Source organism: Paenibacillus sp. FSL R5-0912 (assembly GCF_000758605.1).
Classification (GTDB): Bacteria; Bacillota; Bacilli; order Paenibacillales; family Paenibacillaceae; genus Paenibacillus_AQ.
The window spans coordinates 1,369,412-1,382,979 of record NZ_CP009282.1; the positions used below are offsets into that span (position 1 = coordinate 1,369,412).

Here is a 13,568-nt window from a genome sequence, read left to right on the forward strand (position 1 = left end):
GGCCGATTTATAATTGATTGTAGCAGAACACAAGCACAAGTATAAGGAAGAGGTGTTTATTATGAAAATCCAACTGATCCGCCACGCCTCATTATGGCTGGAATACGGCGGAGTAACCTTTCTGGTTGACCCGATGCTGAGTGCACAGGGAGCCAATCCGCCAATTATTAATACCTCGAATGAGCAGCGGAATCCGCTGATTCCTTTACCTGAACCTGTACAGCAGTGGCTGGAGCCGGATGCTGTGCTCGTGACTCACCTCCACCAGGATCACTGGGATGCAGCGGCGGCAGAGCTTTTGTCGCATGAGCTTCCGGTACTATGCCAGGAGGGAGATGGAGAGAAAATTACATCACAGGGCTTCGCCCGAGTTACAGAGATTAAAGACAGTGCGGCAGCTTCTGTGCGTGGAGTAACCCTGATGCGTACTGGTGGCCGCCATGGAACGGGAGAGACCGGGGAGAGAATGGGCAAAGTCTCCGGGTTCGTATTCCAGGCGGAAGGAGAGCCCGATCTGTATCTGGCGGGAGACACAATCTGGTGCGGCGAAGTCCGGCAGGTACTTGATGATTATCACCCGGAAGTTATCGTCGTGAACGCCGGAGGGGCAAGCTTCGTAAGCGGAGGACATATCACTATGAACGAACAGGATATTGTGGATGTATGCCGTGCAGCCCCGGAAGCATCCGTGATTGCCGTTCATATGGACGCCATTAACCACTGCCACGTTACCCGTAAACAGCTGAAGCTCCGCCTTGAACAAGAGGAACTGCTTAACCGTGTCGCTGTACCATTGGATGGAGAATGGGTGTAGTCCCAAGGAAATTTGTATAGTTTGAAAACGTTCTTTCAATCTCTTTTGCTAAGCTTGACTAACCTAAAGAATCATGATAAATTAATCCTTGTTCATGTTAATGTTCCCTGATAGCTCAGTTGGTAGAGCACTCGACTGTTAATCGAGTTGTCACAGGTTCGAGTCCTGTTCGGGGAGCCATTACTTGGAGAGATACCCAAGTGGCTATAAGGGGACCCTCTGCTAAGGGGTTAGACTGCGTAAGCGGTGCGAGGGTTCGAATCCCTCTCTCTCCGTATGATTAATACAGAAGGAGCTCATTTTGAGCTCCTTTTTTTGCGTTCATCCAGTCAGGGCGATGTGAAGCCTTGAAGTATGCGGGTTTCTTCTCGTGTCGTAATTACATATAGTTATTGTCGTATTTATCTACTAAAAAACCTGCATGTTATGTGATACCTTATAGTTAATGTCAGAATACTATATATGGAGGTGCAGGCGAATGAGCATTAGGATTGGCAAAATCAGCTTTTGGCATGTGCATGCCTGGGATTATACGAAGCAGGCTCAGGAACATAGTGATACTGCAATCGCTGCGGTGTGGGACGAGGATGCGGAGCGCGGCAAGACGGCTGCGGACAGCTTGAATGTTCCGTTTTATGATTCTTTGGATGACCTGCTTGCCCGGAAGGATATAGATGCCGTTATTGTGGACGCGCCAACCTGTCAGCACCGGGATATCATCATTGCGGCCGCCAAAGCCGGTAAGCACATCTTCACCGAAAAGGTTGTGGCTGCAACGTTGAGTGAGGTCAATGAAATCCTGTCAGAAGTCTCGGATCATGGAGTGAAGCTAACGGTCTCCCTCCCGCGTCTAAACGATGGTTATACTTTATCGGTTCAAGAAATTCTAAACCAGGGACTGCTTGGAGAAATAACGTATGTCAGAGTCCGCTTATCTCATAATGGCGCAACTGCAAACTGGCTTCCCGAACATTTCTTTAGTCTGGAGCAATGCCAGGGCGGTGCCTTAATTGATCTTGGCTGTCATCCCATGTACCTGACCAGGCTCTTTCTAGGTCAAGAAGTGACCGGTGTAAGTGCGAACTTTGGATATGTAACAGGCAAGGAAGTTGAAGACAACGCGGTGGCGACGCTCTATACCGATTCAGGAGCTATTGGTGTGGTGGAAGCCGGATTCGTGAATAGCTACTCACCGTTTACGATCGAAGTGCATGGAACGGAAGGAACCCTTTTATACGGAACGCCTGAAGAGAAGCTGCTCGTTAGAAGTACTAAAGCGCCAGACAAAGGGGATTCCTGGATAGATATGCCTCTGCAAGACCACCGGGAAACTGCATTTCAACAATGGGTCAGCCACATTCAGAACAACACGCTTGCTACCGAGAATATTGAAATCGCAACTGAGCTTACAAGGTTAATGGAGGCGGCGAATCTCTCCGCGAGTGCAGGCCGTGTTATCCGGTTAGCCGAATTGAACGCCTGATTACTCATCCATGAAGAGCTTAGCTCAAGCAGGAGGATTACCATGAGCCATTTTCCCTTCGGGATTATGTTTGAGAAGCAGGATATGCTTGAAAGGCTGGATATTTCAATCCTGTGGGGACATTATGAAATTTCAGTTCTCCGGTTTCATTTGACCTCTTTTCCCCCGGGAAAGGTCATTGATTTCCATAACCATGCTGAATTTGAATTTCATTTCATTCCGCGGGGCAAGGGGACGGTTATTCTTGGCGATCAGCGGTATCCTTTATCGGAGGGAATGCTCTATTTAACCGGACCGGGAGTCATGCATCGTCAGGAAGCGGATTCGGAAGTATCGATGGAGGAGCTGTGTCTGCATGTCAATATTGCAGCAAAGCCCAGAGAAGATGCGGATCCATGGGAGGTTGCGGAAGCCGAGGAATGCGTGGAGAAGCTGAGGAGGCTTCCCACTGTTCCTGCACAAGATTATCACAGAGCTATGAAATGCTTTCTCGAAGCTTATGAGGCCTGTGACGGCAAGCTTACGGGATATTACACTTCTATTAAACATCTCGTGATCAGTATTTTACTGAAGGTAACCAGAGCTTACGATGCAGGCGGGATGGGAACCTCCGCACCGGTCCGGGATATGTTGACCTCCCGCTATCAATATGCCATTCAATACATGGAAGCGAATTCTTCAGCAACCGTAACCCTGGAGAATGTTGCGGAGAAGCTCAATATCAGCTCCAGGCAGCTGCAGCGAATATTTAAGCAGATCGATCCGGATAGAACATTCAGCCGGGTTCTTGAAGAGATAAGGCTGCAGGCCGTATGCAGCAAACTTGAGACCAGCGCTCTGCCGATCGAATACATCGCTGAGTCTGAAGGATTTACGAATGCGACTTACCTGCATTCGGTTTTCCGCAAGCGGCTCGGAATGACCCCGGCGGCCTACCGCAAGTCCAAAAAACTAAATTAAAGTGAGGATGAGAGGATATGAGTAAAGTGTATCGTGTTGGAGTTATCGGATGTGGAGGTATTGCTAACGGGAAGCATCTTCCGAGCTTGAGCAGACAGGATAAGGTCCAAGTGGTTGCCTTTTGCGACATTATTAAGGAACGGGCGGAGTCGGCTGCAGAACAATATGGAAACGCGGAGGCTGTTGTCTATACGGATTATCAGGAATTATTGAAGGATGCTTCTATTGATATTGTCCATGTGCTTACTCCGAATGATGCGCATGCGGAAATATCTATTGCGGCATTAGAGGCAGGAAAGCATGTGATGTGTGAGAAGCCAATGGCCAAAACAGCGGCAGATGCCAAGCGTATGGCCGAGGCGGCGAAACGTACAGGCAAGAAGCTGACGATCGGTTATGACAACCGGTTCAGACAAGACAGCTTGTATTTGAAAAAGGTTTGCGAATCAGGGGAGCTTGGCCATATCTATTATGCGAAAGCACATGCCATCAGACGGAGAGCCGTTCCGACCTGGGGTGTTTTCCTGGATGAGGAGAAGCAGGGTGGAGGCCCGCTTATTGATATCGGGACCCACGCGCTTGATCTGACGCTCTGGATGATGGATAACTACAAACCGAAGGTTGTGCTGGGTACCAAGTACCACGAGCTCGCACAGAAAAAAGATGCGGCTAACGCCTGGGGCCCATGGGACCCGGAGAAATTCACCGTAGAGGACTCCGCGTTCGGAATGATTGTGATGGAGAATGGCGCAACGATTACGCTGGAAGCAAGCTGGGCACTGAATTCGCTTGATGTGGATGAGGCTAAGTGCAGCTTAAGCGGAAGCGAAGCGGGTGCGGATATGAAGAATGGTCTCAGAATTAACGGGGAGAATCATAGTAAGCTATACACGAAGGAAGTTGAGCTTGGTGCCGGAGGGGTAGCGTTCTATGAAGGCAAAGCAGAGAAGGCTACGGATGTGGAATTGAGAAAGTGGATTGAAGCCATTGAAGAGGATAAAGATCCGGTCGTGACTCCTGAACAGGCTTATGTAGTCTCCCGGATTCTGGAAGCTATCTATGAATCGGCACAGACGGGTAAGGCGGTTTATTTGGACTAAACGTTAAACGGTCTGCAGAGTGTATCAGGCAAATAAGCTGGACCTCCCGATGTAAGAGGTGCCAGCTTATTTGCTTTTCAGACAAATAACGACAAAAAGTCTGTCGGTTCAACCCGTTACCCCTTTAATAAAATGAAGGAGTGATGCTGTAAAGAGACAAATGTTATATTAATTGCGTGAAAATAAAGTATTGTATAAGAAAAGGAAACAAATCCTAAAACTATCCTGCTTTAAAATCCTCTGTTTTACTCCCGTTTTCTACGAATTTTTCGAAAACTAACAAAAACCTACCGAATACTACACATACCATGTAATGTAACATAACATAAAATCTTGAATTTTATATTAATTCACATAAAAATTAGTGACGACACCCAACCCTTGTGTTAATATAAATGACATCATAAAGAAATAAAAGAGAGGCAAGGCAGAGAAAGGGGAATTATGATTATTATGGGGAAAAGGGGATGGCGATGGAGTACTTCATTCAGCAACTAATTAACGGGATTTCCGTAGGCAGTATCTATGCTCTGATCGCCCTTGGTTACACTATGGTTTACGGTATCATCAAACTGATCAATTTTGCGCACGGCGATGTATTTATGGTAGGTTCGTTCATCGGACTCTACAGTGCCAAATATCTGGCGAATGCCGGATTGCCGCCCATCGTTGTCCTGCTCTTGTCGCTGATCATTTCGATGACCATCAGCGCATTGCTCGGTATAACAATAGAGCGTCTGGCTTACAAGCCGCTTCGCAAGTCAACCCGGATTGCCGCGCTGATCACTGCGATTGGTGTATCCTTCCTGCTGGAATATACCGGGGTATTGATTCTTGGCCCTCAGGCTCAAGGCTTCCCGGATATTATGGAGAAGAAGCAATATCATCTGTTCGGTTCTTCCATCCAAGTGGAATCTAATCAGATCATGATTCTTCTAACAACGATTATTCTAATGCTTGTCCTGCAGTATATCGTCCGTTATACCAAAACCGGTAAAGCAATGCGGGCGGTATCATTCGATGTGGAAGCGGCGCGATTGATGGGGATCAACGTAGACCGCACCATTTCAGCTACATTCGCAATCGGTTCAGCGCTTGCTGCTGCTGCCGGAGTCATTTTTGGAATGACATATAACTCAGTAGATCCTTTGATGGGCGTTATGCCTGGACTCAAAGCTTTCGTAGCTGCGGTGCTCGGGGGAATCGGAAGTATTCCTGGTGCCCTTGTAGGCGGATTGCTGCTGGGAACGGTAGAGACAGAGATTTCTTCACTCGGGTTCTCCTCATGGCGTGACGGCGTGGCATTCGCGGTACTGATTCTGATCCTTATCTTTAAACCATCCGGACTGTTTGGCAAGAATGTCCGGGAGAAAGTGTAGGAGGGAACTGCCGTGAAAAATATAAATAAAAAGTTCTGGATGGGCATAATCGTTGCCCTTGCGTTCTATGGAGTCGTCAAAGTTCTTTTAACAACGGGAGTGCTAAGTGATGTAAACCAATCTATGCTGCTTCTCATTGGTGTTAACATCATGCTTGCGGTGTCCCTCAACCTGATTACCGGGATTACCGGGCAGTTCTCCATTGGTCATGCCGGATTTATGTCCGTAGGTGCATACACTTCGGCTATCCTTACCCTTGACTACAACGTGCCATTCATTCCAGCCATTATTGCAGGCGGACTCCTGGCGGCGGTGTTCGGCGTATTGATCGGGATGCCTACTCTCCGGCTTAACGGTGATTATCTTGCCATTGCCACACTGGGATTCGGTGAAATCATCCGGATTATCATGCTGAATACAGAATTCGTCGGCGGAGCTTCCGGGCTCAGCGGTATTCCTGCCAAAACAACGTGGACGATGTTATTCTTCTTCACCCTGATATCTGTAGTTCTGATTAATAACTTCATTAGATCTACACACGGCCGGGCGTGTATTGCTATCCGTGAGAATGAAATTGCAGCAGAGGCTATGGGTATTAATACGACACGCTACAAAATTATCGCTTTCACCATCGGTGCATTGTTTGCCGGGATTGCAGGCGGGCTGTCAGCTCATACGTTCTACGTTATTACACCGGGTAGTTTCAACTTCCTGAAGTCGTTTGAAATTATCGTTATGGTTGTTCTCGGGGGACTTGGCAGCACGGCGGGTTCCATCGTCGGAGCGGTGTTCGTTACCCTGCTCTACACCTACTTACGTGAATTCCCGGAATGGCGGATGATTATTTACTCCATTGTGCTCATCCTGATGATGATCTTCCGCCCAAGCGGCCTGCTGGGCACAACCAAATTCTCATTCGGCAAGTTCGGCAAAAAGGAGGCTAAGGCAAATGACGCAATCGAAGGCAGCAGTGCTCCTTGATGTTAAGGAGGCCAGCCGATCCTTTGGCGGACTTAAGGCAGTCAGTGAGGTTTCCCTTCATATTAACAAAGGTGAACTGATTGGTCTGATCGGACCCAACGGCGCCGGCAAAACAACATTGTTCAATCTGCTGACGGGGGTTTACCCCCCTTCATCAGGCAGCATTCTTCTGAATAACGAATCCATTGGCGGGATGAAGCCTTATAAAATTAACCATAAAGGTGCCGCCCGTACGTTCCAGAACATCCGCTTATTTACGGCTATGACTGTGCTGGAGAATGTCAAAATTGCTTTTCATCAGCATGCCAAACACTCGTTATTCTCGTCTATGCTCCGTTTGCCGAAGCATTTCAAAGGAGAGGACGAAATTACCCGGAAGGCGATGGATATTCTCAAAATATTCAATCTTGCCGATCAGAGTCAAGAGGTAGCCAGCAACCTGAGCTATGGTAACCAGCGCCGACTTGAAATTGCCCGGGCGCTTGCTGCCGGACCTAAGCTGCTGCTGCTCGATGAGCCGGCAGCCGGAATGAACCCGAATGAGACGCGTGATCTGATGAATCTGATTGCCTGGATCCGTGAGGAATTTGACCTTACCATTCTGCTGATTGAGCATGATATGTCACTGGTTATGGGTGTCTGCAACCGGATTTACGTACTGGACCGCGGAATCCTTATCGCTGACGGAACTCCGGTGGAAATCCGGAATAATCCGAAGGTTATCGAAGCGTATTTGGGACAGGAGGCGTAGAACTATGCTTACAGTACAAGGAATCAATGTTTATTACGGAGCTATTCATGCCTTGAAGGATCTCAGCATCAACGTGAAGCAGGGAGAGATCGTTACACTGATCGGTGCTAATGGCGCCGGCAAGTCAACGCTGCTCAAGACGCTGTCGGGGCTGCTTAAACCCAAGACAGGAAGTATTGAATTCCTGGATAAATCGATTGCCAATCAAAGTGTTCAAGCGATTGTTAAGGAAGGGCTAATTCATTGTCCTGAAGGACGCCGCGTCTTCGCGAATATGTCCGTTGAGGAGAACCTGGAGCTGGGTGCTTATCTGCAGGATTCCGGCAGCCTAGCAGCTGACTTCCAGAGAGTCTACAACACTTTCCCGCGTCTGCTGGAACGTAAGAAGCAACAAGCCGGAACGCTGTCCGGCGGGGAACAGCAGATGCTTGCCATGGGGCGGGCGATTATGGGACACCCCAAGCTGCTGCTGCTGGATGAACCGTCCATGGGGCTGGCGCCGCTGCTGGTCCAGGATATTTTCAAAATCATCAAAGAAGTCAATGACGCCGGAACCACTGTACTGCTGGTTGAGCAGAATGCCCATCAGGCGCTCAAAATCGCTGACCGTGCCTATGTTCTGGAGACAGGTAGAGTAGTGCTTGAAGGGGACGCCAAGGAATTGGCCGATTCCGATGAAATCAAAATGGCTTATCTTGGTCACTAAACAGATACGCCTAACTACAGCAGCATCACAGAAACAACATATAAAAATTAATTAATCGGGAGGCTGGGAGAAACAATGAAGAAAATTGGGGCCATTATTTTGTCGACAGTACTGACTGCGGTATTAGCATCGGGCTGTGGCAACAACACAGAGAACAGCGGTAACTCTGCAAGCGGCGGAAATGCTGCCGGAGGCACAATCAAAATCGGGGCTGACCTTGAGCTCACAGGCGGTCAAGCTTCTTTCGGCGACTCCGCATCAAAGGGCGCGAAGCTGGCTGTTGACGAGATCAATGCTGCAGGCGGGATCCTGGGCAAACAGCTCGAGCTGGTCGTAGCTGACAATGCTTCGAAATCTGAAGAAGCTACACAGGCGGCACAGAAGCTTATTACCAATGATAAGGTTGTTACAATCATCGGGGCTTCCACTTCTACCAATACGCTGGGTATCGTTCCGGTTGCTACCGAGAAGAAGATTCCACTCGTTGCAGTAGGTGCCACCAACCCTAAAGTTACTGTAGATGAGCGCAGTGGCAATGTGAATGAATATGTGTTCCGCGCAGCCTTTATCGATCCTTTCCAAGGTGAAGTGATGGCTAACTTTGCAATCGACTCCCTGAAAGCCAAAAAAGCAGTAATCTATACAGATACTTCGAGTGACTACTCCAAAGGTCTGCAGAAGTTCTTCGAAGAGACCTTCAAAGCTAAAGGCGGCGAAGTGCTCAGCCAAGAGTCCTATCAGCAGAAAGACTCTGACTTCAAAGCGGTTCTGACACGTATCAAAGCAGCAAACCCCGATGTAATTTACCTTCCTGGCTACTATGAAGAGGTTGGTAAAATCGTGAAACAGGCCCGTGAAATGGGCATCACTGTTCCTTTCCTGGGCGGAGACGGATGGGATTCCCCGCAGCTGGCTGAAATCGCTGGTGCAGAAGCCTTGGAGAACACTTATATGTCCAATCACTACTCGCCTGAAGATACAGCTACTGAAGTAACCAGCTTCGTTGAAGCCTACAAAGCAGCTAATGGCGGCGCGGTTCCAGATGGTATGGCTGCCCTTGGTTACGATGCACTGAAGCTGGTGGCTGATGCCATCACCCGTGCCGGTGAAGCGGATCCGGCCAAAATTACAGAAGCTTTGGCAGCAACCAAAGATCTGCAGCTCGCTACAGGAAAAATTACCCTGAACGAAACACATGACCCGGTTAAAGCGGCTGTCGTTCTAAAATTCGTTGACGGTAAACAGACCTTCGAAACAAAGGTTAATCCTTAAGAGGTAAATCCGCATATACTAGGGTGAATGGAATTGGGGTTCTAAACCGCAGGGGGCACACTGCCTCCTGCATCACCTTAGCTGAGAAGAGAAAGGCTCAATTCTGAGCCTTTCTTTTCGCATATCACTATGCTTACACAACTTGGAGGGGGAATCAGCATGATTGTTGGGGTACCCGCAGAAATCAAGAATAATGAGAACCGCGTTGCCATAACCCCGGCCGGGGTAGAAGCACTCCGGAAGGCGGGGCATGAAGTGTATATTGAAGCCTCTGCCGGCTCAGGCAGCGGCTTCGATGACCAAGAATACCTGGATAAAGGTGCTGTGGTTCTGGACACCGCTGCGGAAGTCTGGGGCAAGGCGGAGATGATCATTAAAGTCAAGGAGCCTCTGCCGGAGGAATATGCTTATTTCCGCAAAGGGCTGATTCTCTTCACATACCTGCATCTGGCGGCGGAGGCGGTTCTGACCAAGGCGCTTGTGGAAGGCGGGGTAACAGCGGTAGGGTATGAGACCATCCAGCTTGAAGATGGCTCCCTGCCGCTGCTTATCCCGATGAGCGAGGTTGCCGGACGGATGGCTGTGCAGATCGGTGCCGGGCTGCTGGAGAAGCCGCAGGGCGGTAAGGGTATCCTGCTGGGCGGGGTGCCGGGAGTTCAGCCTGGAGAGGTAGTGATTGTCGGCGGTGGCATTGTCGGCACCAATGCGGCGAAGATTGCCCTGGGGATGGGAGCACGCGTGACGGTGCTCGATCTGAATGCGGGCAGGCTGCGTGTTCTGGATGATATTTTTGGCGGAAGGCTTGTTACAGTGATGTCGGATTCCTATCATCTTGAGCAGGCTGTCCGCAAAGCGGATCTGCTGATCGGAGCTGTGCTGATTCCAGGTGCCCGTGCTCCCAAGCTGGTTAAAGAGTATATGGTACAGCAGATGGCAGAGGGTTCTGTAATCGTGGACGTGGCGATTGATCAGGGCGGCTCGATTGAGACCATCGACCGGATTACAACCCATGAGAACCCGACCTATGTGAAGCATGGCGTGGTGCACTATGCGGTGGCCAATATGCCGGGGGCGGTCGCCCGGACCTCTACACTGGCGCTGACCAATGTGACAATCCCTTATGCGCTGCAAATTGCCAATCATGGCATTCATGTGGCTGCGGTCAACAATGCTGCGCTTGCGCGCGGCCTAAATGTGGTGGCTGGATACGTAACGAATCTGGCAGTAGCGCAGAGTCTGGGCTATGAATGCTCGGATGGAATCCGCGTCCTAGCTGCGGCTGGCGGACGTATTTAAGAAGGGGAGAATATTGTTTTCGGCTTCGCGGGAAGGCGGGGCTGGGAGAGGGAGAAGCGGAAGCTGCACGCCCAATTCTCCCTGATATTTTCTTGAGAAAATAAAGCTTGTCAAATTCATTAAGGTTTGATATACTCATTTTTGTTGTGACAAACACACAAACTTATCATCTGGCTCGTTGGTCAAGGGGTTAAGACACCTCCCTTTCACGGAGGTAACATGGGTTCGAATCCCATACGAGTCACCATAATCTTCTTCGAATGATGGGATGAGAATCCTTGGGTTCGTTGAAGCCTCGGCTACGTTAGGAATACTTCGCAATCTCTTAACAGAGTGGAGAGTATCCCATACGAGTCATCAATATGCGGTAGTGGTGGAATGGCAGACACGCTATCTTGAGGGGGTAGTGGGTGTATACCCGTGGAGGTTCGAGTCCTCTCTACCGCATAATTTGAAATGAACGGGAAACCCTTGATGATTCAAGGGTTTTTTTGTTATATAAATAGAGCGTTTAGAATAGCGACTTGTCTCCGGATGAGTTGCTATTTTGTTGTTGGTTGTGAATTATTGTCATCCCTACAGTTAGGGAGGTATTTCCATTGACGGCGTCTTCATGTCCCGTTATACCTGCATATATATCCGAAAACGACAGGAACGGGAGGATCTGCAATGAATTTTGTAATTTCGGTCATGCCTGTGGACGATGAGCCGCTTGCACTGGAGAATGTATATGATATGGTGCCTTGGGCAGAGCATGGTTTTGAGGTAGTTGCGAAGGCAACGAGCGGGCGTATGCGCTGCGGTTATTCGAGAAATTGCAGCCGCAACCGCCTGCTGGAACAGCTGAGGAAGAAGGCCGCGGACATGCACTTCAAATTCTGCTGAAAGATATGTTAGCGGGCAAATATCAGGTCCCTGCGGGGAATCAGGAGTCCCGGATGCACCGGCTGGTTACAGAATATCAGCAGAGGCAGCCTGCGCTGCTGTATTTTGAGCTGACGGCTGCCATGCTGCTGGATGGCAGCCGCCGGAACACACGCTGGCCGGTATCCTCCGTGTGGAAGAGCATCGAAGATGAAATCCGCCTACAGTCCACGGAGATAGAGGGAATTCACATTTTAGAGATGGATGAAGGAGGCTACATAGTGCTGCTGAAGCTGTCATCTTCCAGCAGTCTGTTGCTCCAGCATTATATCTTGCGGCAGATTGCAGGCCAAATGCTAGTTACGGCTCGACCTTCACACCAATCTGGTATATGTTCGACGCTTCCTTCAACGGCAGTGCGTTCAAGTATGGCAAAGGGGCAGCAATCGCTTATGGCACCTTCCTGTTCATCGCCTTGTTCACGGTAGTTGGCATGAAATGGATCAACAGGGATGGTGACGACAAATGAGAGCAAAGAAATTTTTTACCGTATTGCTGCTTAGTCTGATCGCTGTCGCTTTCCTGTTCCGTTCTATATGATGATTGTGATGGGAACCTATTCCGAGGACCTGTTCAAGCAGCTTCCAATTCTGCCCAGCGGCTATCTGCTGGAGAATCTGCAGACTATCATGTCCGCCAGCTTCCTGCGGAATTATTGGAACAGCTTCTATGTAGCCGTATTGTTCACCCTGGTGACGGTGGGGGTGGCCTCGATTACCGGGTTTGCTTTTGTCAAATATGAATTCAAGGGTAAAAATGCGCTGCACGGCTTCATTCTGCTGACGATGATGATTCCCGGACACCTGGGCCTGATTGCTTATGTCATGGAGATGAAGTGGTTCCATCTGAACAACACCCATGCGCCGCTGATTCTGGCCTGACTGAACAACGCCTTCGGCGTATTCTTCATGACCCAGTTCATCCGTTCCTCTGTCCCGACCGAGGTCATCGAAAGTGCGCGGATCGACGGCTGCTCGGAGCCGGCGATTCTCACCAGAATCGTCGTTCCGTTCCTGATGCCGGCCATCAGCACCCTGGGGCTCATCTCCTTCCTGGGCTCATGGAACGGTTATCTGTTGCCTCTGGTAACGATAAACAAGCCGGAACTGTACACGCTGCCGCTGGGAATTGCCAATCTGTCTACCGTCTTCCGCACGGATTATTCGGCAAGTATCCTGGGGCTGACCCTAGGCACGCTTCCGCTGATCGTCCTTTTCCTCTTCGGCTCCAAAACATTGGTCCGGGGACTCACCGGCGGTGCGGTTAAAGGGTGAGGCCAAAAATCAAGCAGAATACCTGAACTAGTTCAGCAGAAGAATAGGCCGCCATTTTGGCGGCTTATTTGTTTTTGAGTACTACAAAAATTGAGGTGAAGAAGTATATTCCCGCAGGTATTTTATTTTAATAGGACAATGGAATAGTTTTGGCGCAGTCATTATTCATAGTATCGAAGTCCTGATGCAGAGAAGCCGGCTGTGGCTGATAGCTAAATAAAAAAATGACGGAGATGTAGTGATAACAAAATACATTTAAAGTAAAAATGTACATTGGATGGGGAATAGGGTAGGGAGTGGGTTGGGAATGTAAATATGCCATTATGCATAATTCTGGTGCTTGCGGAAATGAGCAGTGTGGCTATGGAACTATATCTTTATCCTCTGTTAATTTTAATGTGATAAAGAGAATGATAACTTATTAGGGATTAATGAACTATATTAACAATAAATGTTATGGAAAATATAAACTATTGTCGAGGATTACCGATAATGCTAAATATAAATCCCGAATTAATGAGATTTTATATTTTTTATTCAAAATTTTAAATTAAATGAGCTTGGTAATCCAAAATTCCTATCCAGTGGTGATGAAAAAAATGAGTGTACAAGAAATGCTGGTCAATCA

The 13,568-nt window shown here is 48.8% G+C and carries 14 protein-coding genes and 4 tRNA genes; all 18 read left to right on the plus strand.

The genetic code is table 11. The features are described from left to right. Window positions 1-61 precede the first annotated feature (61 nt). The 18 genes from R50912_RS05910 (at window position 62) to R50912_RS35830 (ending at window position 12,940) form a co-directional block, all read left to right on the plus strand. Complete coding sequence (locus tag R50912_RS05910) at window positions 62-814, plus strand: MBL fold metallo-hydrolase (RefSeq protein ID WP_042233160.1); 753 nt, start codon at window positions 62-64, stop codon at window positions 812-814. Between the two features lie 104 nt (window positions 815-918). Next, a tRNA-Asn gene (locus tag R50912_RS05915) sits at window positions 919-994 on the plus strand. A 6-nt stretch (window positions 995-1,000) separates the two neighbouring features. Then, window positions 1,001-1,089 (plus strand) — tRNA-Ser (locus tag R50912_RS05920). A gap of 203 nt (window positions 1,090-1,292) precedes the next feature. Then, complete coding sequence (locus R50912_RS05925) at window positions 1,293-2,297, plus strand: Gfo/Idh/MocA family protein (RefSeq protein ID WP_042233162.1); 1,005 nt, start codon at window positions 1,293-1,295, stop codon at window positions 2,295-2,297. A gap of 42 nt (window positions 2,298-2,339) precedes the next feature. Then, window positions 2,340-3,257 carry a helix-turn-helix domain-containing protein gene (locus R50912_RS05930; protein ID WP_042233164.1) on the plus strand — a complete coding sequence of 306 codons (918 nt, stop codon included), beginning with the start codon at window positions 2,340-2,342 and terminating at the stop codon, window positions 3,255-3,257. A 17-nt stretch (window positions 3,258-3,274) separates the two neighbouring features. Further along, on the plus strand, window positions 3,275-4,357 hold the full coding sequence (locus R50912_RS05935) for a Gfo/Idh/MocA family protein (protein WP_042233165.1): 1,083 nt from the start codon (window positions 3,275-3,277) through the stop codon (window positions 4,355-4,357). A 473-nt stretch (window positions 4,358-4,830) separates the two neighbouring features. After that, the gene (locus tag R50912_RS05940) at window positions 4,831-5,736 is read left to right on the plus strand and encodes a branched-chain amino acid ABC transporter permease (protein ID WP_039296535.1); all 906 of its coding nucleotides are present in this window, start codon (window positions 4,831-4,833) and stop codon (window positions 5,734-5,736) included. A 12-nt stretch (window positions 5,737-5,748) separates the two neighbouring features. Continuing rightward, window positions 5,749-6,717 carry a branched-chain amino acid ABC transporter permease gene (locus R50912_RS05945; RefSeq protein ID WP_197073040.1) on the plus strand — a complete coding sequence of 323 codons (969 nt, stop codon included), beginning with the start codon at window positions 5,749-5,751 and terminating at the stop codon, window positions 6,715-6,717. Further along, window positions 6,686-7,468, plus strand: a complete 783-nt coding sequence (locus R50912_RS05950; protein WP_042233168.1) for an ABC transporter ATP-binding protein — start codon at window positions 6,686-6,688, stop codon at window positions 7,466-7,468. The genes R50912_RS05945 and R50912_RS05950 overlap by 32 nt, the downstream gene beginning before the upstream one ends. Window positions 7,469-7,472: 4 nt before the next feature. Further along, window positions 7,473-8,174 (plus strand): ABC transporter ATP-binding protein, encoded by a 702-nt coding sequence (locus R50912_RS05955; RefSeq protein WP_039296330.1) that lies wholly within the window; start codon window positions 7,473-7,475, stop codon window positions 8,172-8,174. Window positions 8,175-8,249: 75 nt separating this feature from the next. Beyond that, complete coding sequence (locus R50912_RS05960) at window positions 8,250-9,446, plus strand: ABC transporter substrate-binding protein (protein ID WP_042233170.1); 1,197 nt, start codon at window positions 8,250-8,252, stop codon at window positions 9,444-9,446. Window positions 9,447-9,605: 159 nt separating this feature from the next. Next, window positions 9,606-10,742: an alanine dehydrogenase gene (gene ald, locus R50912_RS05965; RefSeq protein WP_042233174.1), complete on the plus strand. Its 1,137-nt coding sequence runs from the start codon at window positions 9,606-9,608 to the stop codon at window positions 10,740-10,742. Between the two features lie 172 nt (window positions 10,743-10,914). Then, window positions 10,915-10,989, plus strand: a tRNA-Glu gene (locus tag R50912_RS05970). Between the two features lie 117 nt (window positions 10,990-11,106). Then, window positions 11,107-11,189 (plus strand) — tRNA-Leu (locus tag R50912_RS05975). Between the two features lie 222 nt (window positions 11,190-11,411). Next, window positions 11,412-11,627, plus strand: a complete 216-nt coding sequence (locus R50912_RS05980) for a response regulator (RefSeq protein WP_042233176.1) — start codon at window positions 11,412-11,414, stop codon at window positions 11,625-11,627. Between the two features lie 53 nt (window positions 11,628-11,680). Continuing rightward, complete coding sequence (locus R50912_RS35535; RefSeq protein ID WP_197073041.1) at window positions 11,681-12,094, plus strand: hypothetical protein; 414 nt, start codon at window positions 11,681-11,683, stop codon at window positions 12,092-12,094. A gap of 120 nt (window positions 12,095-12,214) precedes the next feature. Beyond that, window positions 12,215-12,547 carry an ABC transporter permease family protein gene (locus R50912_RS35825; RefSeq protein WP_231637788.1) on the plus strand — a complete coding sequence of 111 codons (333 nt, stop codon included), beginning with the start codon at window positions 12,215-12,217 and terminating at the stop codon, window positions 12,545-12,547. A gap of 27 nt (window positions 12,548-12,574) precedes the next feature. Beyond that, window positions 12,575-12,940 carry a carbohydrate ABC transporter permease gene (locus R50912_RS35830; protein ID WP_231637789.1) on the plus strand — a complete coding sequence of 122 codons (366 nt, stop codon included), beginning with the start codon at window positions 12,575-12,577 and terminating at the stop codon, window positions 12,938-12,940. Window positions 12,941-13,568 lie beyond the last annotated feature (628 nt).

Excerpts from the sequence above, each read along its gene's own strand:
- R50912_RS05960 (WP_042233170.1), top strand. The coding sequence starts at position 8,250 with ATGAAGAAAATTGGGGCCATTATTTTGTCGACAGTACTGACTGCGGTA.
- R50912_RS05930 (WP_042233164.1), top strand. The coding sequence starts at position 2,340 with ATGAGCCATTTTCCCTTCGGGATTATGTTTGAGAAGCAGGATATGCTT.
- R50912_RS05925 (WP_042233162.1), top strand. The coding sequence starts at position 1,293 with ATGAGCATTAGGATTGGCAAAATCAGCTTTTGGCATGTGCATGCCTGG.
- R50912_RS35825 (WP_231637788.1), top strand. The coding sequence starts at position 12,215 with ATGGGAACCTATTCCGAGGACCTGTTCAAGCAGCTTCCAATTCTGCCC.
- R50912_RS05910 (WP_042233160.1), top strand. The coding sequence starts at position 62 with ATGAAAATCCAACTGATCCGCCACGCCTCATTATGGCTGGAATACGGC.
- R50912_RS05940 (WP_039296535.1), top strand. The coding sequence starts at position 4,831 with ATGGAGTACTTCATTCAGCAACTAATTAACGGGATTTCCGTAGGCAGT.
- R50912_RS35830 (WP_231637789.1), top strand. The coding sequence starts at position 12,575 with ATGACCCAGTTCATCCGTTCCTCTGTCCCGACCGAGGTCATCGAAAGT.
- R50912_RS05980 (WP_042233176.1), top strand. The coding sequence starts at position 11,412 with ATGAATTTTGTAATTTCGGTCATGCCTGTGGACGATGAGCCGCTTGCA.
- R50912_RS05950 (WP_042233168.1), top strand. The coding sequence starts at position 6,686 with ATGACGCAATCGAAGGCAGCAGTGCTCCTTGATGTTAAGGAGGCCAGC.
- ald (WP_042233174.1), top strand. The coding sequence starts at position 9,606 with ATGATTGTTGGGGTACCCGCAGAAATCAAGAATAATGAGAACCGCGTT.
- R50912_RS35535 (WP_197073041.1), top strand. The coding sequence starts at position 11,681 with ATGCACCGGCTGGTTACAGAATATCAGCAGAGGCAGCCTGCGCTGCTG.
- R50912_RS05955 (WP_039296330.1), top strand. The coding sequence starts at position 7,473 with ATGCTTACAGTACAAGGAATCAATGTTTATTACGGAGCTATTCATGCC.
- R50912_RS05935 (WP_042233165.1), top strand. The coding sequence starts at position 3,275 with ATGAGTAAAGTGTATCGTGTTGGAGTTATCGGATGTGGAGGTATTGCT.